The organism is Achromobacter deleyi, from assembly GCF_016127315.1.
Taxonomy (GTDB): Bacteria; Pseudomonadota; Gammaproteobacteria; order Burkholderiales; family Burkholderiaceae_B; genus Achromobacter; species Achromobacter insuavis_A.
Map to the genome: position 1 here is coordinate 875,424 of NZ_CP065997.1, position 23,826 is coordinate 899,249.

Genomic DNA, 23,826 nt, shown 5'->3' on the forward strand with positions numbered 1-23,826 from the left:
CCGTGAACGCACCGATTGCCAACACCGTGCCGCTGCGCGCCGTGCCCGCGCCCAGCCAGAAGTACCTGGACTACCTGCGGCGCGACCGCGCCCGCCGCCGCAACATCCGCATCGCCCAGGCGCTGCTGCTGGTGGTGTTCCTGTGCGCCTGGGAAATCCTGCCGCGCATGCACATCCTGAACCCGCTGCTGACCAGCTATCCGAGCGCGCTGTGGCCGACCTTCCTGGAGCTGTGGAGCCACGGCAACCTGGCCCAACACATCGCCACCACGCTGTCGGCCACGCTGGTCGGCTTCACGCTCAGCATGGTGATCGGCATCATCGTCGCCGCCGCGCTGTGGTGGTCGGACTTCCTGTACAAGGTGCTGGACCCGTTCCTGGTGGTGGCCAACGCCATGCCCAAGATCGCCTTCGTGCCGATCTTCTACCTGTGGCTGGGGTCGGACTACGCGGTCTACGGCATGGCCGTGGCGATCGCCGTGTTCGTGACCATCATGGTGGTGTACGCCGGCTTTCGCGCCATCGACCTGAACAAGGTCAAGCTGGCCCGCACCTTCGGCGCCAGCCGCTGGCAGGTGCTGACCAAGGTGGTGCTGCCGGGCAGCGTGCCGACCCTGATCGCCGCGGTCAAGATGAACATCGGCCTGGCGCTGGTGGGCGTCATCGTCGGCGAATTCCAGTCGGCCGACTCGGGCCTGGGCTTTCTCATCATGAACGGCAGCCAGGTCTTCAAGCTGAACATCGTCATGACCGCCATCGCCATGCTGGCGCTGATCTCCAGCGTGATGTACCTGGTGGTGTACCGCATCGAAGCCGCCGTGTCGCGGCGCTACGGATAAGGAGCCGCCATGCAGATTCCGCAATGGGTCCAGGACCGCGTCATCGCCCGCCAGGGCTGCCTGCATCCCTACGACAGCCTGCCCGGCGCCCGCACCGCGGTGGTGGTGATCGACATGCAGCAGTATTTCACGCTGCCTGGCTACCAGGGCGAATGCGCCGCGGCGCGCGACATCATCGCGCCGGTCAACCGCCTGTGCGACGCGGTGCGCGCGGCCGGCGGCAGGGTGGTCTGGGTGCAGACCGCGTCCGACAACGCCGACGCCTTCTGGTCGCACCACCATGGCGTGATGCTGACGCCGGAGCGCAGCGCGCGGCGCCTGGAAACCCTGCGGCGCGACGCGCCGGGCTACGCCCTGCATCCGGACCTGCGGCCGGCCGACAGCGACCTGCGCGTGACCAAGCGCTTCTACAGCGCCATGGCCACGGGATCGTCGGAACTGGAACCGCTGCTGCGCGGACGCGGCGTGGACACGCTGCTGATCGCCGGCACGGTCACCAACGTCTGCTGCGAATCGACCGCGCGCGACGCGATGATGCGCGACTTCCGCACCATCATGGTGGACGACGCGCTGGCCGCGGTGACGCCCGCCGAGCACGAAAACGCCCTGCATGGCTGGCTGCTGTTCTTCGGCGACGTGCTGTCGGTGGACGAGGTGTCGACGCGGCTGCGGCCGGCGCAGGCCGCCCGCAAGACGGCCTGAACGCGCGCCGCGGCGATTGGCGCGGCGCCGGCCGGCGCCGCGTCAGTCCAGGTCCAGCCAGACCCGCCGCATGGTCGGGTCTTCCGGATCCGGATCGTTGGTGAACCCCAGGCTGGTCATCAGCGACAGCATCGGCCGGTTGGTCGACAGCACCAGGCCATCGATGTATTCCAGCCCCTGCTCGCGCGCCGCGTCGATCAGCGCCGTCATCAGCTGGCGGCCCAGGCCGCGCCGCTGCCAGTCGTCGCCGATCACCAGCGCGTATTCCGCGCCGCGCCCGTCGGGGTTGCGCAGATAGTGCGCGAAACCGACCAGCACCTCGTGCGGGTGGCCGCGGTTGGCCGGGTTGGGCACCTGGGTGGCGGCCACCAGCGCCAGCTCGCGGTGGTAGTCCACCTGGGTGTAGCGCGACACCATGCGCGGCGTCAGTTCGCGCATCATCGACACGAAGCGCATGTAGCGCGAGCGTTCCGACAGGCCGCGGATGAAGTCCTGCAGCGGCTGGCCGTCCTCGGGGCGGATCGGCCGCAGCACCCACGGGATGCCGTCGGCGAAGCGGCGCACCTGCACCAGGCGCGCCGGGTACGGATGGATCGCCATGTGCGGGTAGCCGGCGGTCTGCGGCGTTTCGCAGCCCGGCGTCTCGGCCAGCATCATGCGCAGGCCGCCGGCGCGCAGGTGGGTTTCACCGGCATAGAGCGGATCGATGTCGAGCGTCTCGATGTCAGGCAGTTCCGACACCATCTCGGAGACCAGCACCAGCGCCTGCTGCAGCGCCTCGGCGGCCAGGTGGCCGACGCGCGGCGCCAGCACCCGGCGCCACAGGCGGCTGCGCTCGATCATCTGGCGCGCCAGGAAGCCGTTGAGCGGCGGCAGGTCGATGCCGCGGTCGGATTGCGACAGCACCGCGTCCGGGCCGCCGGCGCCGAAGCGGATGACCGGTCCGAACTGCGGATCGCGCCGCACCCGGATCGCCATGGGGCGGGATTCCGGCTCGGCCGCGGCCACGTCCACCGGCATGTCGCGCAGCGGCACGTAGAACAACGCCAGCAGCGCGCGGATCTCCGCGGTATTCAATTCGCGCCGGCAATCGGCCCGCACCCGCGCCAGGATCTCGCGCGCGGCGGTCAGGTCGGGCACGTGGGTCGACGGCTCGGGCGGCTGGGTCTGCAGCAGCAGTTGCTGGTTGTAGTGGTGCGTGGCCAGCACGCCGAAGGCGTCGGCCGCGGATTCGGGCGTGCGGAACGCCGAGGTGCCGGCGTCGTCCAGCATGCGCCGCAACGGCCGCATGCCGGCGTCGCCCATGAAGCAGGTGACCACCGGCTTCCTGGCCTTGGGCGCGATCAGCGCCAGTTCGCGCGCCACCGCCGGCATGTCGGCCAGCGCGTCGGGCGCCAGCAGCACCAGCACACCGTCCACGCCGGTATCGTCCAGCACCACGTCGAGGATGGCGCGGATGCGTTCGGGCGTCAGCGGCACGTAGGTGATGACCGGGTTGGTGCTGGCCGCGTCCGGCTCCAGCATCGCCGCCAGCGCGCGCTGCGTGGCCGGCGTCAGGTCGGCGCGCAGCACCGCGGCGTCGGGGCCGATCAGGTCCATGGCCAATTGGGGGGGGCCGCTGCCGTTGGAGATCAACGCCACGCGCCGGCCCTTGGGACGGCGCGTGTAACCCAGCACCTTGACCGCCGAGAACAGCTGCACGAAGTAGCGCACCCGCACCGCGCCGGCGCGCCGCAGGGCGGCGTCGAAGATGGCGTCGGCGCTGTCGCTGTCGGCGCGGCCGGCCTTGAGCACGATGACCGGCTTGACGCTGGCCGCGGCGCGCAGCGTGCTCATGAATTCGCGGGCCGGGCCGACGTCTTCCAGGTACAGCACGATGCTGTCGGTGCGCGGGTCGCTGGCCAGATAGTCAAGCACCCTGGACAGGCCCACCACCGCCTCGTCGCCCAGCGACACGGCGGTGGAAAAGCCGATGTGCACGTCCTCGGCCCAATCCATGACGGCGGCCATGATGGAGCGCGACTGCGCCAGCAGCGCCACGCGGCCGGCGCGCGCCAGCACCGGGTGCTGGCTCAGGTTCAGCCCGGCATGCGGCCGCTGGGCGCCGAACGAGCGCGGTCCCAGCAGTTCGCAGCGGTTTTCCTCGGCCCAGGCGCGGCACAGCGCCAGCGTGCCGCGCGGATACGGATCGGGCAGTTCGTGCGGCAGCAGGATGACCGCGCGCGGCGCCAGCGGCGCCAGCCGGCGCAGGGTCTCGGGCAGCACGGCGGGCGAGACGCAAACCAGGGCCAGATCGGGCCGCTCGCCGGCGGCCAGGCCCTGGAGCGTCTCCGGCAGGTCGGGCGCGGCGCCGGTTTCGCAGGCCACCACCGTGGTTTTCGCCTTGAGCGCGGGCGACAGGGAGCCCGCCGCCGGCAGCGGCCGATCGGCGACGATCACCAGCGAACCGGGTTCGAACATCGGGGCAAGAGCGTGTCGCAGCATGGCGGGAACAGGCACTAATCTAAAATAGCGTTCATCGTAACAAGACAATCCCCACGTCCGCTTGATCCAGGCCCAGCCCGCCGCCGCTTCGTGGCGCCGCAGCCGCTATCATTGCTTCCTATGACTTCCAACGCCTCCTCCCCCATCCGTACCCGCTTCGCGCCTTCGCCCACGGGCTTCCTGCACCTGGGCGGCGCCCGCACCGCGCTGTTCTCCTGGGCCTTCGCGCGTCACCACAAGGGCACTTTCGTGCTGCGCATCGAAGACACGGACGTCGAACGCTCGACGCCGGAAGCCGTGCAGGCCATCCTGGACAGCATGGACTGGCTCGGCATGCAGCCGGACGAAGGCCCGTTCTACCAGATGCAGCGCATGGACCGCTACCGCGAAGTGGTGGCGCAGATGCTGACCGCTGGCACCGCCTACCACTGCTACAGCTCGCCCGAGGAAGTCGAGGCCATGCGCGAGGCCGCCCGCGCCCGCGGCGACAAGCCGCGCTACGACGGCACCTGGCGCCCCGAGGCCGGCAAGACCCTGCCGCCGGTGCCCGAAGGCCGCAAGCCCGTGGTGCGCTTCAAGAATCCCCAGGACGGCGCCACCGCCTGGAACGACATGGTCAAGGGCCCCATCAGCTTCGACAACACCGAGCTGGACGACCTGATCATCGCGCGCCCGGACGGCACCCCCACCTACAACTTCTGCGTGGTGGTGGACGACTGGGACATGGGCATCACCCACGTGCTGCGCGGCGATGACCACGTCAACAACACCCCGCGCCAGATCAACATCCTGCGCGCGCTGGGCGCCACCCTGCCCGAATACGGCCACGTGCCCATGATCCTCGGCCCGGACGGCGAAAAGCTGTCCAAGCGCCACGGCGCGGTAAACGTCATGGAATACGACAACGAGGGCTACCTGCCCGAGGCCATGATCAACTACCTGGCACGCCTGGGCTGGAGCCACGGCGACGACGAACTCTTCAGCCGCGACCAGCTGGTGGAATGGTTCGACACCCGCCACCTGTCCAAGTCGGCCTCGCAATGGGACCCGAAGAAGCTGAACTGGGTCAACGCCCACTACATCAAGCAGATGGACAACGCCGAACTGGCCGAGCGCGTGGCGCCGCGCGTCGCCCATCGCGGCGGCTACCCGGAAAAGATCGACCTGCCGGGCGTGATGGGCCTGCTCAAGGACCGCGCCGAGACCCTGGAACAGCTGGCCGACGGCGCCATGCTGTTCTGCGGTGAATTCAAGCCGGCCGCGCCGGAGCTGGTCGAGCAGCACCTGACCGCCGCCGCGCGCGAGGCGCTGGCCGACTTCGCCCAGCGCGCCCAGGGCGCCGACTGGACCCGCGAGGCCATCTCGGCGCTGATCAAGGCCGTGCTGGCCGACCGCGGCCTGAAGATGCCGCAGCTGGCGATCCCGCTGCGCGTGGCCGTCACCGGCCAGACCCAGACGCCCGCGGTCGACGCGGTGCTGGCCCTGCTGGGCAAGGACGTGGTGATCAAGCGCCTGGCCGCGATCTGATCGGGCTCGCGCCCACGAAAAAGCCCCGTCCGGCCTGGCCGTTCGGGGCTTTTTTTCGGTCTCGCGGACCGGCCCATGCGCCAGCGCCGCACGGCGCGAGGCGTCCTAGGTGGCCTTGGGACGCGTCTTCAAGGCCCGCGAGAAGAACGCGCCCAGCAGCGGCAGCAGCACGGCCGAGCCACCGAACAGCACCGCCGCGCCGGCCTCGTCCACCACCGAGCCGGCCAGCGCCACGCCCGCCGCCTGCCCCATGAACAGGCAGGATGCGAACCAGGCCACCGCCGTGCCGCGCGCCGACGGCACCATCTGGGTGGCGTTGGTCTGCAGCGTGGCATGCAGCAGGTAGTAGCCGAAACCGGCCAGCACGCTGGCCAGCAGGCTCCACAGCCACACCGGCCCCAGCAGGTACGACAGGAAGGCCACGCCCAGCACCAGCCCGCCCGCCACCGCCAGGCCGCGTTCGCCCAGCCGCTTGAGGATGCGGCCCGCCACCACCGTGTAAAGCAGCCCGCCCACCGCGTACACCGCCACCAGCGCCCCAGCCGCGGTCAGCGAGATATCGAAGCGTTCATGCAGGTAGGACGGCGCGAACGCCAGGGCGCCGAACACCAGCAGGCCCTCGATGAACACCGTGGCCAGCACCACGCGCGCCCACGGCGTACCCAGCACCAGCCGCGCCTGCGCCACGAAGCCCTGGCGCGGCGCGTTCGGATCGACCACGCCCAGCCCCAGGGCGCGTTGGCGCCGCACTTCCAGGTGCAGCAGCGTGCCCACCACCAGATAGCCGCACACCAGCGCCGCGAAGGCCCAGCGCCAGCCCAGGGTGTCGGCGAACAGGCCGCCGGCCAGCTGGCCGGCCGCCATGCCCAGGATGGTGCCGGTCAGGAAGCGCGCCAGCGTCGCCTGGCGGCGTTCATAGGGCACGGTGTCGCCGATCCAGGCCATCGACAGCGGCACGATGCCCGCGCCCGCGGCGCCAGACAGCGCGCGGCACAACACCAGCACGTCCAGCGTCTCGGCCACGAAGGCGCCGGCGCTGCCCAGCGCGCAGGCGAACGTCGCCACGCTGACGACGCGGTACTTGCCGTAGCGGTCGCCGACCGGGCCGAAGAACATCTGCAGCACGCCATAGGCCACCGCGAACGCGGTCACCGCGCGCGCGGCCTGGCCGGTGGAGGCGCCGAACTCGGCGGCCAGCTGCGGCAGCATGGGATCACAGAGACGGAAGGCGCTGGCGCTGACGAAAGCGGCCAGGGCGAGCAACGCGATGGCGCGTGCTTCGGAAGAGAGGGCGGGCATGGAGGGCCGGCGGCGGATGGAGGACGAAGTCCGCACCTTACCGCAGCCCGGGCCGCTTGGCGACGCCGGCGGCGCGATGGCGTCCGCCCGGCATAACGGCCGGCGGCCGGACGCCCCCCGGAGATCAATACGGCAGGCGGTAGCCCTGCGGCATGCGGCGCGCGGTCACGACCTGGCCGCCGCTCTTGAGCTCGCGCAGCGTCAGCTTGGCCTGCTCGACCCTCTCGACGCGGTAGCGGTTGACGTAGATCGGATCGCCGGCATCGACGAGCTCGCCGTTCGATTGCGTGGTCTGCATCGTGTAGACGCCATCCACCACGCTCCAGCAGCCGGTCTCGCGCAGCGCCGGACGCGTCTTGCGGCCGATCTTCAGCTGCGTCTCATAGGCCATGCGGCCGTCGGGATACAGCACCGTGAGCGCCTGGAGGTCGCCGCTGACGCCCTTCGGCTTGGAATTCGAATACCAGGTGCCGACCATGGGATCGCCGCTCTTGGCGGGCACGCACGCGATCGGCTTGGGCGGCCCTTCCGGCTGGGCCTCGGTAATGGCGGCGGGCTTGCGGGTGACGCAACCGGCCAGGACCAGAAGGGCGCAAGCCACGCCCGCCGAACGCAAATACACACTGCTCATGACTTCCTCAACACGTCTGTCGACGCGCCGCGCCGCTCAGATCGGCACGCCCTTCGCGCAGCAAACACCACGCACTCTAAAGACGCGCCACGGAAGAATCAACGACGATCCGCGCCGTGTGCAATTGCGCAACAGTCCTCGCCGAAAAGCCCGTGTTTTAAGGCCCCAACACGCAAAAATGCGTTGGTTTCAAGCGACACTGCGGCCGCCGCGGGCGGCCTTGGCGCGCAGCATTTCCTCCATGCGCGCGGCGGCCGGCGACAGGCTGCGGCCGGCCAGCCGCGTGATGCCCAGCTCGCGCTCGATGCGCGGCCGGGCCAGCGGCACGAAAACCAGACCGGGTGAATCCGGCGGCACGCCCAGCCGCGCCAGCACCGTCACGCCCACGCCGCGTTCGAGCATCGCCAGCAGCGACATCATGTTGGACACGAACACCTGGCGCTCCATCATGAACGCGGCCTGCGGATAGTCCGCCAGTTGCCGGTGCGCCACCGTGCCCACCAGCGGCAGCCCGGCGATCTCGCGCCAGGTCACGGACTTGCGCCCCGCCAGCGGATGGCCGCGATGGCAGACCAGTCCGAACGCGTCGCGCAGCAGCGGCTCGAACGCCAGTCGCCGGTCGCGCAGCACCGGGCTGCACACCCCCAGCTCGACCTCGCCCGCCAGCACCATGCGCTCCACGCCCTCCGAGTTGTCGTCGAACAGGCGCAGCGCCACCGCCGGAAACCGCTCGCGGTAGGCGGCCACCAGCTCGGGCAGCCAATGCGTCGCGACCGTCGCCACCGAGGCCATGGTCAGGGTGCCGGCCTCGTTGCTGGCCAGTCCCGCCAGCGTCCCCGCCACGCGGTCATGGTGCTCGACCAGCTCGCGCGCCAGCGGCAGGCAGTCCTGGCCGAAGCGCGTCAGCGCGTTGCCGTTGCCGCGCTCGAACAGCGGCTGGCCCAGGCGCTGCTCCATTTCACGGATCGACAGCGACAGGGCCGGCTGCGAGCGGAACGCGCGCGCGGCGGCGGCGCGGAAGCTGCGCAATTCGGCCACCAGCAGGAAGTGCCGGTAGTGCGCAATGGAAAGTTCGGGCAAGGCGGGCATCGTGGCATCTGATTTGATGAACTTATCAAATCATAGGAAAAATAAAGTTTTCTCATCATAGGGCGGCACTTAACATGGCCGCAATGACTACCGCGACCCTTTCCCCCGCCGCCGCCCGCGCCGTCGATCCGCTCGACTTCAGCCTGGCCGACCGGCTGCCCGCCCACCCCGCCGGCCAGGGCCGGCTGTTGACCGCCGCCGCGCCCAACGGCAGGCCCGGCCTGCTGCTGGTGCCCGGGGCCTATCACGGCGCCTGGTGCTACGCGCATTACCTGGACCATTTCGCCCGCGCCGGCCTGGCCTGCGCCGCCCTTGACGTGCGCGGCCACGGCGCCTTGCCGCAGGATGAAGGCTTCATCGACGCCGGCATCGCCGACCTGGCCGCCGACGTCGTCAGCGCGCTCGACCTGCTGGACGCCCCCACCGTGGTGGTGGGCCACAGCATGGGCGCCCTGCCCGCGCTGCTGGCGGCCAGCCAGCGCGCCGTCGCTGGCGTCGTGCTGATGGCGCCGTCGCCGCCCGCCAACCTGCCCGGCGCGCTGGGCCTGCCGCCGGTGCCCGCCGACGCCGTGCGCGCCGCGCCCGCCGCCAGCGAGATCCGCGCCCGCTTCCTGGCCACCTCGCCGACCCGCGACGTCAGCGCCGTCACGCAACGCCTCAACCCCGAAAGCCCGCGCGTGCTCAACGACCGCTACCTGCTGCGCGTGCCCGTCGACCCCGCCGTCATCACCGCCCCCGGCCTGTGCCTGGAGGCCGGCCTGGATACCCACGACCGCCATCCGCCCGGCCAGGACCACGCCATCGCGCGCCTGTTCGGCTTTTCGCACGCCGTCCTCGCCGGACAGCCGCACTGCATGATGTACGGCGACCAATGGCAGGTCGGCGCGAACGCCATCCTCGACTGGTATCGCCAGCAGTTCGGCTGAGCCACGACGCCCTCCCACGCCAGACACCTTTCCAGCCATCGACAGCCGCCAACGAACCCCAAGACCGATCCGCCCGGCTCGCGTCCCGCGCGCCACGAAGCACACCGCAAGCCACAAAACATGACGGCGCCACCGCCGCCCCAGGAGACAAGCATGACCCTCACCGCCCTCGCGCCCCGCGCATTCCTGCGCCACGCGCTCGCCGCCGCCAGCCTGCTTCTTGCCGGCGCATCCCACGCCGCCGGCTGGCCCGAGAAGCCCATCACGCTGATCGTCCCGTCCGCCGCCGGCGGCGCCGCCGACCTCACCGCCCGCACCTTCGCCCAGTTCCTGGGCAAGCAGATCGGCCAGACCATCATCGTCGAAGACCGCCCCGGCGCCGGCGGCATCGTCGGCACCAACGCCGCCAAGAACGCCCCCGCCGACGGCTACACCTTCCTGCTGTCCACCAACTCCACCCACGCCGCCAACCAGTTCCTCTACAAGCGCCTGCCCTACGACGCCCAGAAGGACTTCGTGCAGATCGGCATGCTCGGCACCTTCGGCACCGTCGGCATCGTCGCTCCCGACAGCCCCTACCGCACCGTGCCCGAGCTGGTTGACTACGCCAAGAAGCACCCCGGCGAAGTGTTCTTCGGCTACTACAGCTCGTCCTCGCAAGTGCCGTCCGAACTCTTCAAGCAGCGCGCCGGCATCAACATCGGCGCCGCCGGCTACAAAAACATCACCCAGATCATCACCGACCTGCGCGGCAAGCAGATCGGCTTCGCCTTCGTCGACTACCTGACCGCCATGGGCCAGATCGACGGCAAGGGCCTCGCCCCCTTGGCCGTCACCGCCGCCCAGCGCCATCCCGCCTGGCCCGACGTCCCCACCATGTCGACCTACTACCCCGACTTCATCGTCGCCGGCTGGCTCGGCATCTCCGCCCCCGCCGGCACCCCGCCCGACGTCGTCGCCAAGATGAACGCCGCCACCCAGGCCGCCGTCAACGACCCCGCCACCGCCGACAAACTCCGCGCCCTGGGCCTCACCCCCGAAGCCATGGACACCGCCCGCTTCGACACCTTCGTCAAGGAAGACACCGCCCGCTGGAAGGAATGGATCAAAATCTCCGGCATCCAGCCCCAGTAAGACACTCTATATATAGAGACCATCCCAAAACCGCCCATTAAGTCTCATCGTGAGCGAGTGACGGGGCAGGCGGGGGGATGGCGGGGCGTGTAGATGCCCCCAAGGGAAACCGTAGGGAAGGCCGTAGGCCTGGACGAGGTTGACGCAGGGGAAGTCCGGAGCGAACGCTCCGGACCGCAATCGTAGCCCCGCCATCCCCCCGCCTGCCCCGGCTCCCGCGGCTAAAGAACCCAATCCGCCGCAAGAACAGCTAAAGAAGCCGCCCTACAAAGGCAACTTCAACTCATGCTTGATCTCCCGCAACGCCACAATCGTCCGCGTCTGCCGAATCCCAGGCATGTTGAACAAGAACCGATGCAGAAACCGGTCATAAGCCTCCGGGCTCTCCACCAGGATCTTCAGCAGAAAGTCCGAATCCCCCGTGACGGCATAGCACTCGAGGATCTCCGGCGCATCCCGCACCGACCGCTCGAAGTTCTCCACCGTGTTCGCCGAATGCCGCTCCAGGCTGATCTGCGCGAACATACAGCCCAACCCCACCTTGCTGCGATCCACCTGCGCGCTGTAGCCCTGGATCACGCCGCTGGCCTCCAGCGCCTTCACCCGCCGCCATACCGGCGCCGCCGATAGCCCCACCTTGTCCGAAAGCTGCTGCGCCGAGGCCCGGCCATCCTCCTGCAGGGCCTTGAGGATGCCGATATCGGTCTTGTCCATCGTTTTGTCTCCTGTTTGGGTCGAAATTCCGCGAACACGAAATGTTCATTGCGAATTATAGGGATAGCACGATCCGAAAACGCAATAAACCCGATGCCGCGCGAACCTATCATGGTGCCGACTACAGGAGCATTCATGATGGACGGTACCCCCGCCGCCGAGCCCACGCTGGACCTCGATTACCAGCTCGCCGACAACCTCACCCGCGAGACCGGCCGCATCTTCCTCACCGGCACCCAGGCCCTGGTGCGCATCATGCTGACCCAGCGCCGCGTCGACCGCGAGCGCGGCCTGAACACCGCCGGCTTCGTCTCCGGCTACCGCGGCTCGCCCCTGGGCGGCGTCGACATGGCGATGTGGAAGGCGCAGAAGGCGCTCGACGCCAACCAGATCTCGTTCCTGCCCGGCATCAACGAGGACATGGCCGCCACCGCCGTCATGGGCACGCAGCAGGCCGGCGTGCGCGCCGACCGCAACGTCGATGGCGTCTTCGCCATGTGGTACGGCAAGGGCCCCGGCGTGGACCGCGCCGGCGACGCCCTGCACCACGGCAACGCGGCCGGCGCCTCGCGCCATGGCGGGGTGCTGGTGGTGGTGGGCGATGACCACACCGCCGTCTCCTCCTCGATCCCGCACGCCAGCGAGGCCTCGCTGATCGGCTGGCAGATGCCCATCGTGCACCCGGCCTCGATCGACGAATACGAAACCTTCGCCCTGTGGGGCTGGGCCCTGTCGCGCCATTCCGGCACCTGGGTCGCCTTCAAGGCCGTGTCCGAGACCATCGAGAGCGGCCACTCGTTCACCCCCGCGCCGGTGCGCGCCTATGACATGCCGGCCGATCCGGACCTGCCGCCCGAAGCGCTGGAATATTCCGCGCGCGACTTCCTGTCGCTGGCGGTCGAAACCCGCATGAACCTGCGCATGAAGGCGGTCGCCGCCTTCGCCCGCCGCCACAGCATCGACCGCCTCACCTGTCCGGCGCCCAGGGCCACGGTCGGCATCGTCACCGTCGGCAAGGCCCACCTGGACACCATGGAAGCGCTGTCGCGCCTGGGCGTGGACACCGTCACCGCCAACGCGCCGGTGCGCATCTACAAACCCGGCCTGACCTGGCCGCTGGACGCCGAACGCATGCTCGACTTCGCGCGCGGCCTGTCGCACATCCTCGTGATCGAGGAAAAAGGCGCCGTCGTCGAGACCCAGCTCAAGGACCTGCTGTTCAACCTGCCCGAGCGCGCCACCGTGGTCGGCAAGAAGGGCTTCGACGGCGAAGCGCTGGTGCCGTCCGCCGGCCAGCTGCGCCCGTCGCTGCTGGCGCGGCCGCTGGCCATGTGGCTGTCGCGCAGCGCCGGCCTGCAGCCCGGTGTCGACCTGGCCACCTTCGACTGCCAGGACATGCTGTCCAACGACGCCGACGGCATGCGCCGCCGCCCCTACTTCTGTTCTGGCTGTCCGCACAGCACCTCGACCAAGGTGCCCGAGGGCAGCCAGGCGCTGTCGGGCGTGGGCTGCCACTACATGGCCGCCTGGATGGACCGCGACACCGGCGGCCTGACCCAGATGGGCGGCGAAGGGGTCGACTGGATCGGCCTGTCGCGCTACACCAGGATGCCGCACATCTTCCAGAACATGGGGGAAGGCACCTACTACCACTCCGGCTACCTGGCGATCCGCCAGGCCGTGGCCGCCAAGGCCAACATCACCTACAAGATCCTGTTCAACGACGCCGTCGCCATGACCGGCGGCCAGCCGGTGGACGGGCCGATCTCGGTGCCGCAGATCTGCCAGCAGCTGCGCGGCGAAAACGTCGCCCGCATCGTCGTCACCAGCGACGAGCCTGAGAAATACCAGGGCGTGGACCTGGGCGCCGGCATCAAGGTGCATCATCGCCGCGACCTCGATGCCCTGCAGCGCGAGCTGCGCGAAATCCCCGGCGTCACCGTGCTGATCCACGACCAGACCTGCGCCGCCGAAAAGCGCCGCCGCCGCAAGAAGAACCAGTTCCCCGACCCGGCCCGCCGCATGCTGATCAACAGCGCGGTGTGCGAAGGCTGCGGCGACTGCGGCGTGAAATCGAACTGCCTGTCGGTGGTGCCGCTGGAAACGCCGTATGGCCGCAAGCGCGCCATCGACCAGTCCAGCTGCAACAAGGACTACTCCTGCGCCGAGGGCTTCTGCCCCAGCTTCGTCTCGGTCATGGGCGGCAAGCCCAGGAAGAGCGCCGCGCCCAAGGCCGACCAGGAACGCCTGCAGCAGCTGATCCAGCAATTGCCGCTGCCGCAATCGCTGGCGCTGGAACGCCCCTACCGCCTGCTGGTGGCGGGCATGGGCGGCACCGGCGTCATCACCATCGGCGCCATCGTGTCGATGGCGGCCCACCTGGAAGGCCTGTCGGCCGCGGTGCTGGACCTGACCGGCCTGGCGCAGAAGGGCGGCACGGTGGTCAGCCACATCCGCCTGGCGCCCGCCGGCGCCGCCGCCGGCCCGGTGCGCCTGGACTGGCAGCAGGCCGATGCCGCCATCCTGTGCGATCCGGTCGCCGCCGTCGCGCCCGACTCGCTCGGCGCGCTGCGCCGCGGCCACACCCAGGTCACCGTCAACACCTACGTCGCGCCGGTGTCCGATTTCACCCGCAACCCGGACGCCGCCATGCGGCCGGAAGCGCTGCTGGCCAAGATCCGCCACGCAGCGGGCGACGAACACACCGCCGCCATCGACGCGCACGAAGCCGCGCTGGCCCTGTTCGGCGACAGCATCCTATCGAACATGTTCATGCTGGGCTACGCCTGGCAGCGCGGCGGCGTGCCGCTGTCGCAGGCCGCCATCAACCGCGCCATCGAACTGAACGGCGTCGCCGTGGCCGCCAACCGCGCCGCGTTCGACAGCGGCCGCCTGGCCGCGCACCAGCCCGACGCGCTGGAAGGCGCGCTGCGCCCGCGCGCCCAGGTGGTGCAACTGCATGTGCCGGAGACCTTCGAGCGCGCCGTGGCGCGCCGCGTCGACGACCTGACCGCCTACCAGGACGCCGCCTACGCGCAGGCCTACCGCGACATGGTCGAGCGCGTCGCCGCGCGCGAACGCGAGCTGGCGCCCGACGCCAGGAGTCCGCGCCTGGCCATGGCGGTGGCGCGCGGCCTGTTCAAGCTGATGGCCTACAAGGACGAATACGAAGTCGCCCGCCTCTACACCGGCGAGGCCTTCCAGGCCCAGCTCAAGGGCCAGTTCGAAGGCGACTACAGCCTGCGCTTTCACATGGCGCCGCCGATCTTCGCGCGCAAGGACCCGCGCACCGGCGTGCCGCGCAAGGTGACGCTGGGCCCGCGCACCATGACCGCGCTCAAGCTGCTGACCCGCTTCAAGCGCCTGCGCGGCACCTGGTTCGATCCGTTCGGCCACACCGCCGAGCGCAAGATGGAGCGGGCACTGGTGGGCGAGTACCGCCAGACCATAGACCAGTTGCTCGCAGGGTTGAATCGCGACAACCTGGCGCAAGCAGCTACAATCGCCGCCCTTGCAGAAACCATCCGCGGCTTCGGCCACGTGAAGGCTGCGAACGTCGAGAAGTACAGGACGGAGCTGGCCCGCTCGATGCAAAGCTATACGGCGCCTGCCCCGCGCGAAGTGCCCCTGCGGAAAACCGCATAAACACTCGCGCTGAGCCGCAATCTCCTGGGCGCGCCTTGCTAGGCGCGCCCAGTGCATTTAGTAACAATGTTTTGGGAACCTGATCCTATCTTCTTCTTGTAGCTGTCGTACTCGATCACTAGAATTAGTGTCCAACGAGGGGTGCTACACTACATGTTGTGGTCGCCTAACCGCTGATACTCGTCGGCCACGCCATACGGATTCGTCCGTCCAAGCGTTGCGACCCCCTCAATAAGATCCAATTTCGTACCTGACATGACGTCGTCATGTCGCTATCTACGCGCTTTTCGCACAGGAGCTTCCATGCAGACTACGATCGCCTCTGTGACCCGGCCCTCGGCCGTGCCGCCCTCTCAAACCGATTCCCCTGCCGACGCCAATGGCGGGCAATGGGCCAGCTACAACATCATTCGCCGCAATGGCTCGGTGGTCGGGTTCGAACCCGGCAAGATCGCCATCGCCATGACCAAGGCGTTCCTGGCCGTCAACGGCGGCCAAGGCGCGGCCTCGGCCCGCGTGCGCGAGCTGGTTGAACAGCTGACGACCCAGGCCGTCAACGCGCTGGTGCGCAACCGCCCCGGTGGCGGCACCTTCCACATCGAAGACATCCAGGACCAGGTCGAACTGGCCCTGATGCGCTCGGGCCAGCATGACGTCGCCCGCGCCTACGTGCTCTACCGCGAAAAGCGCACCCAGGAACGCGCCGCCGCCGCGGCCGCCGAAGGCCAGCAAAAGACCGACGCCCTGCCGCAGGAAAATGTGCTGCACGTCACGGACGCGGGTGTCCGCCGTCCGCTGGACATCGCCGAACTGCGCGCCACCATCGTCGCCGCCGGTGAAGGCCTGGCCGAATTCATCGACTCCGAAGCCATCCTGAAGGAAACGGTCAAGAACCTGTACGACGGCATCCCCGTCGACGAAGTGTTCAAGTCCGCCATCCTGTCGGCGCGCGCGCTGGTCGAGAAGGATCCGGCCTACAGCCAGGTCACCGCCCGCCTGCTGCTGCACACGATCCGCAAGGAAGTGCTGGGCCAGGAAGTCTCGCAGGACGGCATGACCGCCCACTACGCCGAGTACTTCCCCACCTTCATCGCCCGCGGCATCGAAGGCGGCCTGCTCTCGCCCGACCTGGCCAGCTATGACCTGACCAAGCTGGGCAAGGCCTTGAACGCCAAGCGCGACCTGCAGTTCGGCTACCTCGGCCTGCAGACCCTGTACGACCGCTACTTCCTGCACATCCGCGGCACCCGCATCGAACTGCCGCAGGTGTTCTTCATGCGCGTGGCCATGGGCCTGGCGCTGCGCGAGACCGATCGCGAAGCCCGCGCCATCGAGTTCTACGAGATCCTGTCGTCGTTCGACTTCATGAGCTCGACCCCGACGCTGTTCAACTCGGGCACCCTGCACTCGCAGCTGTCGTCGTGCTACCTGACCACCGTCTCCGACGACCTGGAAGGCATCTACGACGCCATCAAGGAAAACGCGCTGCTGGCCAAGTACGCCGGCGGCCTGGGCAACGACTGGACCCCGGTGCGCGCGCTGCGCAGCCACATCAAGGGCACCAACGGCGAAAGCCAGGGCGTGGTCCCGTTCCTGAAGGTCGTCAACGACACCGCCGTCGCGGTGAACCAGGGCGGCAAGCGCAAGGGCGCGGTCTGCACCTACCTGGAATCGTGGCACCTGGACATCGAGGAATTCCTCGAACTGCGCAAGAACACCGGCGACGAGCGTCGTCGCACCCACGATATGAACACGGCGAACTGGATTCCCGACCTGTTCATGAAGCGCGTCATGGAAGGCGGCGAATGGACCCTGTTCTCGCCGTCCGACTGCCCCGACCTGCACGACAAGTACGGCAAGGCCTTCGAAGAAGCCTACGTCGGCTATGAAGCGCGCGTTGCCAGCGGCGACCTGAAGCTGTTCAAGAAGATGCCGGCGCTGAACCTGTGGCGCAAGATGCTGTCGATGCTGTTCGAAACCGGCCACCCGTGGATCACGTTCAAGGATCCGTGCAACATCCGTTCGCCGCAGCAGCACGTCGGCGTGGTCCACAGTTCGAACCTGTGCACCGAGATCACCCTGAACACCAACGAATCGGAAATCGCGGTTTGCAACCTGGGTTCGGTGAACCTGGTCGCCCACATGAAACCCGCCGCCGGCGGCGGTTTCGAACTCGACCACGACAAGATCAAGCGCACCGTCAGCATCGCCATGCGCATGCTCGACAACGTCATCGACATCAACTACTACGCCGTCGAGAAGGCCCGCAACTCCAATGCGCGCCATCGTCCGGTGGGCATGGGCATCATGGGTTTCCAGGACTGCCTGCAGATGATGCGCGTGCCGTACGCGTCGCACGCCGCCGTCGAATTCGCCGACACCTCGATGGAAGCCGTGTGCTATCACGCCTACTGGGCCTCGAGCCTGCTGGCTGAAGAACGTGGTCGCTATCAATCGTACGAAGGCTCGCTGTGGTCGCGTGGCATCCTGCCGCAAGACACGTTGAAGATGCTGCGTGACGAACGCGGTGGTCATGTCGAGGTCGATGAATCGAGCACGCTCGATTGGGATGCGTTGCGCGCGCGCATCAATCAACACGGCATGCGCAACTCCAATTGCATCGCAATCGCCCCAACCGCGACTATTTCCAATATCATTGGTGTATCTGCGTGCATCGAACCCACTTTCCAGAACTTGTACGTCAAATCGAATCTCTCCGGCGAGTTCACGGTCGTTAACGATTACCTCGTGCGTGACCTGAAGAAACTCGGTCTCTGGGACGAAGTCATGGTCGCCGACCTCAAGTACTTCGACGGCAGCCTGTCCCGCATCGATCGCGTACCTTCCGAACTCCGCGAACTCTACGCCACCGCGTTCGAAGTCGAACCGAGCTGGCTGGTGGAATGCGCCTCGCGTCGCCAGAAGTGGATCGATCAGGCCCAGTCGCTGAACATCTACATGGCCGGCGCCTCCGGCAAGAAGCTGGACGACACCTACAAGCTGGCTTGGAAGCGTGGCCTGAAGACGACCTATTACCTGCGTACCCTCGGCGCCACCAGCGCCGAGAAGTCGACGGGACGCGGCGGCGAACTGAACGCCGTCACTGCCGGTGGCCAATCCACCGCCGCTCCCGTGTCCGCTGCACCTGTTTTGCCGGAACCCGAAGTTCTCGGGGCGGTTTGCACCATGCGGCCGGGCGACCCCGGCTTCGAAGAGTGCGAAGCCTGCCAATAAACCGCCTCCGGAGAATGAATCATGATTAATTGGGAAGACGACACCCTCGCCACGCAACCTGCACAAGCCCCCGCGCCCGCGGCGGGCGGGCAGGCTGCGCCCGAAGTCCGGGCGGCGACGGGCGTGTTCGGCGACACCGCCATGCCGACCCCGGCCGCGCCGCAGCATGCGGCCGGCCTGACGGCCAGCGGCAGCGCCACCTCGCAACGCGTGAAGGTTGCCGACAAGCGCATCATCAATGGCGAGACCGACGTCAACCAGCTGGTGCCGTTCAAGTACAAGTGGGCATGGGAGAAATACCTGGCCACGTGCGCGAACCACTGGATGCCGCAAGAAATCAACATGTCGCGCGACATCGCCCTCTGGAAGAACCCGAACGGGCTCACCGAGGACGAGCGCCGCATCGTCAAGCGCAACCTGGGTTTCTTCGTCACGGCCGACTCGCTGGCCGCGAACAACATCGTGCTGGGCACCTACCGCCACATCACGGCGCCCGAATGCCGCCAGTTCCTGCTGCGCCAGGCCTTCGAAGAAGCCATCCACACGCACGCCTATCAATACATCGTCGAAAGCCTGGACCTGGACGAAGCGGAGATCTTCAACGCTTACAACGAAGTGCCGTCCATCCGCGCCAAGGACGAGTTCCTGATCCCGTTCATCGACGCGATCGCGGACCCCAACTTCAAGACGGGCACGCCCGAAGCCGACCAGACGCTGCTGAAGTCCCTGATCGTCTTCGCTTGCCTGATGGAAGGCCTGTTCTTCTACGTTGGCTTCACGCAGATCCTGGCGCTCGGTCGCCAGAACAAGATGACCGGCGCGGCCGAGCAGTACATGTACATCCTGCGCGATGAATCCATGCACTGCAATTTCGGCATCGACCTGATCAACACCGTCAAACTGGAAAATCCGCATCTGTGGACGCCGGAATTCCGCGAAGAAATTCGAGAACTCTTCCGCAAAGCGGTCGAACTCGAATACGCTTACGCCGAAGACACGATGCCGCGTGGTGTGTTGGGCTTGAACGCTCCCATGTTCAAATCCTACCTGCGCTTCATCGCCAACCGTCGTTGCCAGCAAATCGGTATCGAACCGCTGTACCCGCAGGAAGAGAATCCCTTCCCGTGGATGGCGGAGATGATCGATCTTAAGAAGGAACGCAACTTTTTTGAAACTCGCGTGATCGAATACCAAACCGGTGGCACGCTGAGCTGGGAGTAACGTAGTTCGCCTTCGGGCCCGGCGCGGGCACGCTCTTGCAAAGAGCGTCGCGTTCGCGCCAGGCTCGAGGACGATCTCCCAGGTCAGGGTGTTTTCGAACACGTAGAACAAGCGGTAGGCGGTCTGTGATCAGACTGCCCACCGGCGCCATTTGAAATGGCTCGCGCCAAAGGAGCGGGGGCCATATCAAATGGCTGTGCCGAATTCATTAGCGCAAACCGTAGTAGCTGTTGCTCGCACAGAACAGCGGCATGCGCCGATGAATAGCCCGGGCACGGTTCGCCTTGTTGGCGGATCGGGGCACGGGTTTAAGTTCTGGGACCCCTGAACCTAAGGAGCATGACCATGGCAACAGCCAAGAAAGCCGTAAAGAAAGCGGTGAAGAAGCCCGCCGCCAAGAAGGCAGTAGCGAAGAAGGCCGCCCCGGCCAAGAAAGCTGCCGTCAAGAAGGTAGCCGTCAAGAAGGTCGCCGCCAAGAAGCCGGCGGTGAAGAAGGTTGCCGCCAAGAAGCCGGCCGCCAAGAAGGTCGCGAAGAAAGCGGTAGCCAAGAAGGCCGTCGCCAAGAAAGTCGCGGCCAAGAAGCCGGTAGCCAAGAAGGCAGCGGCCAAGAAGGTCGTCGCCAAGAAGGCGGTTGCCAAGAAGGCCGTCGCCAAGAAAGCGGTAGCCAAGAAGGTCGTCGCCAAGAAGGTCGTCGCCAAGAAAGCGGTAGCCAAGAAGGCGGTTGCCAAGAAGGCCCCCGCCAAGAAGGCGGTCGCCAAGAAAGCCGTAGCCAAGAAGGCCCCGGCTGCCAAGAAGCCCGCTGCCAAGCCTGCCGCGAAGCCTGCTGCCAAGCCGGCCGCCAAGCCTGCTGCGAAGCCTGCCGCTGCCAAGAAGCCCGCTGCGAAGAAAGCCGCTCCGAAGAAGCCCGCCACGCCGCCGTCCACGGCTGCTGCCCCGGGCGCGAAGACCGCGCTGAACCCCGCCGCGTCGTGGCCGTTCCCGACGGGTGGCCGTCCGTAATCGGACCGGTCACAACGGTAGCAGTACCTCAAACCGCCTGGCTCCGGCCAGGCGGTTTTTATTTGCCCCTTCCCCGAAGAAAGAAGCGCGTCCGCGCGGCTTGGGCGCTACCGTTGCCGCAATGCCGTGAGACAATAAAAGCCGTCATCATTAGGTAGATAGCGTCCATGCTCGGTGAAATCCTTCGCTTCCTGCTCGAAATCGCGTTCACGCTGTTCGGCGCCGCACTCATCGCCCGCGCCTGGATGCACGCGATACGGCTGCATCCCTTCAATCCGCTGGCGCGCGTCATCTATCAGGCCACCAACTGGCTGGTGCTGCCGCTGCGCAAGATCATTCCCGCCGGCAACAAGATCGACTGGACCAGCCTGGTCGCCACCTGGCTGGCGGCGCTGGTCTACCTGCTGCTGATCTGGCTGATCGCCATCGGCGCGCTGATCCCGGCCGCGCTGCTGCCCTCGGCCATGCTGTCGGCGCTGCTGATGGCGCTCAAGTGGGCGCTGAACCTGGTGGTGTGGCTGACGCTGATCCAGGCGGTGCTGTCGTGGGTCAACCCGATGGCGCCCATGATGCCGATGCTGCAGGCGCTGACCGCGCCGATGCTGGATCCCATCCGCCGGCTGCTGCCGCGCACCTCGATCGACTTCTCGCCGCTGGTGCTGCTGATCGTGGCGCAGGTCCTGCTGATGGTGCTGGCGCGCCTGAGCTACAGCATGATGGGCGTCTGAAACGACAACGGCCCGGCGAACTGCCCGGGCCGTCTCTGGCGCACGCCGCGGGCGGCGCGTTACGCCGGAATCGCGGCGTAGATATCGATCAGCTTCTTGCGATCGATCTTGTGGTTGTTCGACATCGGCAGCGCCGCGCAGGCCACCAGCTCGGACGGCACCATATAGGGCGGCAGGCGCTGCCCCAGCTTATCTTTCCACCCCGTCAACGCATCCTGGGCCAGCAGGGTGGCTTCGGCCTGCTCGGCCGCCACGCCGGCGACAAAGCCGATCAGACGCACCGCGGTGCCGTCCGGCCGCCGCAGCACCGCGCAGGCGCCGCCTTCGACGCCCGGCAGGCCATGCAGGGCCTCGTCGATCTCCGCCAGCTCGATGCGATAGCCGTTCAGCTTGATCTGGTCATCCATCCGGCCGCGGCAGAACAGCAGGCCGTCCGCATCCAGCTGCCCCAGGTCGCCGGTGCGAAAGCCGCGGCGGCCATCCTCGGCCACGAACAGCTTGACCTCGTTCAGGTCCTGGCGGTTCAGGTAGCCGCGCATGACGTGGGCGCCGATGATGCAGATCTCGCCGTCCTCGATGCGCAATTCGCTATCGGGCTTGGCATGGCCGACGGGCAGCGGATCGTGCGCCGCCAGCACCGCGTCGGTGATGGCGACCCAGGTCGTGGCCACGGTGGCCTCGGTCGGACCGTAGGTATTCAGGATGACGGCGTCCGGGAAACGCTGGCGCAGTTTCTTCGCCAGCGCCGCCGGCAACGGCTCGCCGCAGAACAGGAAGGTGCGCAGCGTCGGCAGCGTGGCCGGCGAGAAATCGCGGTTGGCCAGTTGCTGGTGGGCGAACGACGGCGTCGAGACCCAGGCCGTCACGCCGTTCTGCGCCAGCCGGCTCATCCAGGTCGCGGCCGCGCCGATCTGCTCGCGCGAATTCAGCACGCAGGTGCCGCCGGCGGCCAGCGTGGCGAACACCTCGTACATCGACAGGTCGAAGCTGAATGGCGCCTGGTTCATGAACACCGGCGCCTCGCCCAGATCGAAGCTGCCGAGCATCCAGTCGCCCAGCAGGCCGACGCTTTCGCGGCCGATCTGCACGCCCTTGGGGTCGCCGGTGCTGCCGGACGTGAACATGACGTAGGCCAGGCCGCGCTCGGCCAGCTCGGCGCCCTCGCCCGGCTCGAAGCCGCGCGCGGCCGCGTCGTAGACGGCGGCGGCGCGCACGATTTCGACGATGCGGCGCAGGCGCTCGGGCGGATAGATGGTGTCGACCGGCACGAACGGCGCGCCGACCAGCAGCGCGCCCACCATGGCGACGAAGAACGAGGCTTCCTTGTGGCCATAGATGGCGACCGGCACGTCCGGCGCCGCGCCATGCGCGCGCGCCTCGTCGGCCCAGGCCGTGGCTTCGTCGCGCAGTTGCGCCCAGGTCAGGCTGCGGTCGGCGCCGACCACCGCGAGCGCGTCGGGCGCGCGCGCGGAGTCAACGAACTGGAAGGTCTTCAGGTCGAAACGCATGCCGAAACTCCGGGCATCAGATGGGACTGCGACCGCTGAACACGTAAAGCGCCAGGGCAGCCAGAATCAAAGTGAGGACGCGCCCGAGGAAACGCATGACGGGCCGCGCCAGCGTGGCCTGCAGGGCCGGGCGGGTGCGCGCCGCGTTGATCAGCAGGTTGTGGCCCACCGAGTACGCGCCGAACATCAGGCCGCTGACGATGTAGTGCACCGACAGGCCGTTCCACACGCCCATCGCCAGCAGCGTGGCGAAGATGCCGATGTTCTGCGCCGCCATCCGGTGGCGCGAGAAGAACGAGGTCTTGCTCAGCGCCTTGTAGATCGGCATGAACACCACGTCGCGCAGCCACTCGGACAGGCTGATGTGCCAACGGCGCCAGAAGTCCTGCGGATTGAGCGTCGCCAGCGGGTTGCGGAAGTTGATCGGCAGGGTGAAGCCGAACAACATGCCGATACCGATGGCCATGGTGGAATAGCCGGCGAAATCGAAGAACAGGTAGGCGCTGTAGAGCGAGGCGTTCAGCGCCACGCCGGTGAACGAGTAGTCGTGCGCGTCCAGGGTCGACAGGCCGTAGCGCCAGATCAGCTCGGCCAGGCCGAACTTCTGGATCACGCCCAGCATGATCAGTTCCAGGCCCGCCAGCCAGGTGTTCAGGTTCACGCCTTCGTAGCCGCGCTTGAGATCGGCCTGGAAGCTGCGCCAGCGGTACATCGGACCGGCCAGCAGCGTCAGCGGGAAGAACAGGTAGATGAAGTAATCCAGCGGCGACACGCGCTCGTTGCGCGGCGCGAACAGCAGCACGTCGATGGCGCGGAAGGTGGCGAACGACAGGCCCAGCATCGCGCCCAGGTGCGAGACGCCGGTCTTCACCAGCAGCAGCGGCGTCATCGTGATGATGACGGCCAGCCAGGTCGGGATGTATTTGCGGCGCATGGCCCACAGCGCGCTGCCCGAAATGGCCAGCAGCGCGATCGGCTGATAGGGACGCGCCCAGAACACCGCCATCCACACGCCCAGGCAGATCACGCCGATGATGTGGCGATAACCGATGCGCAGGGGCATGCCGAACGAACGGTACGCCAACAGACCCAGCCCGCCGAACAGGGCGCCGCCGAAGAAGCTCAAGCTTGCGAACAATTCCATGC

At 67.7% G+C, this 23,826-nt stretch carries 17 protein-coding genes; 10 read left to right on the plus strand and 7 right to left on the minus strand.

Going from position 1 to position 23,826, the window contains the following annotated elements:
• Nucleotides 1-2: 2 nt before the first annotated feature.
• Together I6I07_RS03930 and I6I07_RS03935 are read left to right on the plus strand one after the other, a co-directional pair.
• Nucleotides 3-839 (plus strand): ABC transporter permease, encoded by an 837-nt coding sequence (locus I6I07_RS03930; protein WP_198485708.1) that lies wholly within the window; start codon nucleotides 3-5, stop codon nucleotides 837-839.
• A 9-nt stretch (nucleotides 840-848) separates the two neighbouring features.
• Nucleotides 849-1,541, plus strand: coding sequence for an isochorismatase family cysteine hydrolase (locus I6I07_RS03935; RefSeq protein WP_198485709.1), 693 nt, complete (start codon nucleotides 849-851; stop codon nucleotides 1,539-1,541).
• Between the two features lie 42 nt (nucleotides 1,542-1,583).
• Here the strand turns inward: I6I07_RS03935 and I6I07_RS03940 are convergent, their stop codons facing one another.
• The gene (locus tag I6I07_RS03940; protein WP_198485710.1) at nucleotides 1,584-4,025 is read right to left on the minus strand and encodes a GNAT family N-acetyltransferase; all 2,442 of its coding nucleotides are present in this window, start codon (nucleotides 4,023-4,025) and stop codon (nucleotides 1,584-1,586) included.
• Nucleotides 4,026-4,145: 120 nt separating this feature from the next.
• Here I6I07_RS03940 and gltX point away from each other — a divergent pair, with 120 nt between their 5' ends.
• Nucleotides 4,146-5,552 (plus strand): glutamate--tRNA ligase, encoded by a 1,407-nt coding sequence (gltX, locus tag I6I07_RS03945; RefSeq protein ID WP_054478336.1) that lies wholly within the window; start codon nucleotides 4,146-4,148, stop codon nucleotides 5,550-5,552.
• Between the two features lie 105 nt (nucleotides 5,553-5,657).
• Here gltX and I6I07_RS03950 read toward each other — a convergent pair whose 3' ends face one another.
• The 3 genes from I6I07_RS03950 to I6I07_RS03960 form a co-directional block, all read right to left on the minus strand.
• Nucleotides 5,658-6,851, minus strand: a complete 1,194-nt coding sequence (locus I6I07_RS03950; protein ID WP_198485711.1) for an MFS transporter — start codon at nucleotides 6,849-6,851, stop codon at nucleotides 5,658-5,660.
• Nucleotides 6,852-6,975: 124 nt separating this feature from the next.
• Entirely contained in the window at nucleotides 6,976-7,482 is a 507-nt protein-coding gene (locus I6I07_RS03955) for a hypothetical protein (protein ID WP_198485712.1), read from the minus strand.
• Nucleotides 7,483-7,671: 189 nt separating this feature from the next.
• Nucleotides 7,672-8,571, minus strand: a complete 900-nt coding sequence (locus tag I6I07_RS03960) for a LysR family transcriptional regulator (protein ID WP_054432830.1) — start codon at nucleotides 8,569-8,571, stop codon at nucleotides 7,672-7,674.
• Between the two features lie 74 nt (nucleotides 8,572-8,645).
• Here I6I07_RS03960 and I6I07_RS03965 point away from each other — a divergent pair, with 74 nt between their 5' ends.
• Together I6I07_RS03965 and I6I07_RS03970 are read left to right on the plus strand one after the other, a co-directional pair.
• The gene (locus I6I07_RS03965) at nucleotides 8,646-9,497 is read left to right on the plus strand and encodes an alpha/beta hydrolase (protein ID WP_198485713.1); all 852 of its coding nucleotides are present in this window, start codon (nucleotides 8,646-8,648) and stop codon (nucleotides 9,495-9,497) included.
• Between the two features lie 153 nt (nucleotides 9,498-9,650).
• Complete coding sequence (locus I6I07_RS03970; protein WP_054432832.1) at nucleotides 9,651-10,631, plus strand: Bug family tripartite tricarboxylate transporter substrate binding protein; 981 nt, start codon at nucleotides 9,651-9,653, stop codon at nucleotides 10,629-10,631.
• Nucleotides 10,632-10,895: 264 nt separating this feature from the next.
• Here the strand turns inward: I6I07_RS03970 and I6I07_RS03975 are convergent, their stop codons facing one another.
• A complete protein-coding gene (locus I6I07_RS03975) occupies nucleotides 10,896-11,345 on the minus strand; it encodes an Lrp/AsnC family transcriptional regulator (RefSeq protein WP_006388620.1) in 450 nt (149 codons plus the stop codon).
• Nucleotides 11,346-11,483: 138 nt separating this feature from the next.
• Here I6I07_RS03975 and I6I07_RS03980 point away from each other — a divergent pair, with 138 nt between their 5' ends.
• The 5 genes from I6I07_RS03980 to I6I07_RS04000 all read left to right on the plus strand — a co-directional run bounded on the left by I6I07_RS03980 (nucleotide 11,484) and on the right by I6I07_RS04000 (nucleotide 21,172).
• On the plus strand, nucleotides 11,484-14,990 hold the full coding sequence (locus I6I07_RS03980) for an indolepyruvate ferredoxin oxidoreductase family protein (protein WP_198487420.1): 3,507 nt from the start codon (nucleotides 11,484-11,486) through the stop codon (nucleotides 14,988-14,990).
• A 303-nt stretch (nucleotides 14,991-15,293) separates the two neighbouring features.
• On the plus strand, nucleotides 15,294-18,224 hold the full coding sequence (locus I6I07_RS03985) for a ribonucleoside-diphosphate reductase subunit alpha (protein ID WP_198485714.1): 2,931 nt from the start codon (nucleotides 15,294-15,296) through the stop codon (nucleotides 18,222-18,224).
• A 21-nt stretch (nucleotides 18,225-18,245) separates the two neighbouring features.
• Nucleotides 18,246-19,445 (plus strand): ribonucleotide-diphosphate reductase subunit beta, encoded by a 1,200-nt coding sequence (locus I6I07_RS03990; protein ID WP_054432834.1) that lies wholly within the window; start codon nucleotides 18,246-18,248, stop codon nucleotides 19,443-19,445.
• A 345-nt stretch (nucleotides 19,446-19,790) separates the two neighbouring features.
• Complete coding sequence (locus tag I6I07_RS03995; protein WP_198485715.1) at nucleotides 19,791-20,444, plus strand: histone H1-like DNA-binding protein; 654 nt, start codon at nucleotides 19,791-19,793, stop codon at nucleotides 20,442-20,444.
• A gap of 167 nt (nucleotides 20,445-20,611) precedes the next feature.
• Nucleotides 20,612-21,172: a YggT family protein gene (locus I6I07_RS04000; RefSeq protein WP_006392766.1), complete on the plus strand. Its 561-nt coding sequence runs from the start codon at nucleotides 20,612-20,614 to the stop codon at nucleotides 21,170-21,172.
• A gap of 59 nt (nucleotides 21,173-21,231) precedes the next feature.
• Here the strand turns inward: I6I07_RS04000 and I6I07_RS04005 are convergent, their stop codons facing one another.
• Both I6I07_RS04005 and I6I07_RS04010 read right to left on the minus strand, forming a co-directional pair.
• Nucleotides 21,232-22,680: a D-alanine--poly(phosphoribitol) ligase gene (locus tag I6I07_RS04005; protein WP_198485716.1), complete on the minus strand. Its 1,449-nt coding sequence runs from the start codon at nucleotides 22,678-22,680 to the stop codon at nucleotides 21,232-21,234.
• A gap of 16 nt (nucleotides 22,681-22,696) precedes the next feature.
• Nucleotides 22,697-23,824: an MBOAT family O-acyltransferase gene (locus tag I6I07_RS04010; RefSeq protein WP_198485717.1), complete on the minus strand. Its 1,128-nt coding sequence runs from the start codon at nucleotides 23,822-23,824 to the stop codon at nucleotides 22,697-22,699.
• Nucleotides 23,825-23,826 lie beyond the last annotated feature (2 nt).

Excerpts from the sequence above, each read along its gene's own strand:
- I6I07_RS03960 (WP_054432830.1), bottom strand. The coding sequence starts at position 8,571 with ATGCCCGCCTTGCCCGAACTTTCCATTGCGCACTACCGGCACTTCCTG.
- I6I07_RS03990 (WP_054432834.1), top strand. The coding sequence starts at position 18,246 with ATGATTAATTGGGAAGACGACACCCTCGCCACGCAACCTGCACAAGCC.
- I6I07_RS03980 (WP_198487420.1), top strand. The coding sequence starts at position 11,484 with ATGGACGGTACCCCCGCCGCCGAGCCCACGCTGGACCTCGATTACCAG.
- I6I07_RS04000 (WP_006392766.1), top strand. The coding sequence starts at position 20,612 with ATGCTCGGTGAAATCCTTCGCTTCCTGCTCGAAATCGCGTTCACGCTG.
- I6I07_RS03970 (WP_054432832.1), top strand. The coding sequence starts at position 9,651 with ATGACCCTCACCGCCCTCGCGCCCCGCGCATTCCTGCGCCACGCGCTC.
- gltX (WP_054478336.1), top strand. The coding sequence starts at position 4,146 with ATGACTTCCAACGCCTCCTCCCCCATCCGTACCCGCTTCGCGCCTTCG.
- I6I07_RS03950 (WP_198485711.1), bottom strand. The coding sequence starts at position 6,851 with ATGCCCGCCCTCTCTTCCGAAGCACGCGCCATCGCGTTGCTCGCCCTG.
- I6I07_RS03935 (WP_198485709.1), top strand. The coding sequence starts at position 849 with ATGCAGATTCCGCAATGGGTCCAGGACCGCGTCATCGCCCGCCAGGGC.
- I6I07_RS03955 (WP_198485712.1), bottom strand. The coding sequence starts at position 7,482 with ATGAGCAGTGTGTATTTGCGTTCGGCGGGCGTGGCTTGCGCCCTTCTG.
- I6I07_RS03940 (WP_198485710.1), bottom strand. The coding sequence starts at position 4,025 with ATGCTGCGACACGCTCTTGCCCCGATGTTCGAACCCGGTTCGCTGGTG.
- I6I07_RS03985 (WP_198485714.1), top strand. The coding sequence starts at position 15,294 with ATGCAGACTACGATCGCCTCTGTGACCCGGCCCTCGGCCGTGCCGCCC.
- I6I07_RS04005 (WP_198485716.1), bottom strand. The coding sequence starts at position 22,680 with ATGCGTTTCGACCTGAAGACCTTCCAGTTCGTTGACTCCGCGCGCGCG.
- I6I07_RS03965 (WP_198485713.1), top strand. The coding sequence starts at position 8,646 with ATGGCCGCAATGACTACCGCGACCCTTTCCCCCGCCGCCGCCCGCGCC.
- I6I07_RS03975 (WP_006388620.1), bottom strand. The coding sequence starts at position 11,345 with ATGGACAAGACCGATATCGGCATCCTCAAGGCCCTGCAGGAGGATGGC.
- I6I07_RS04010 (WP_198485717.1), bottom strand. The coding sequence starts at position 23,824 with ATGGAATTGTTCGCAAGCTTGAGCTTCTTCGGCGGCGCCCTGTTCGGC.
- I6I07_RS03995 (WP_198485715.1), top strand. The coding sequence starts at position 19,791 with ATGGCAACAGCCAAGAAAGCCGTAAAGAAAGCGGTGAAGAAGCCCGCC.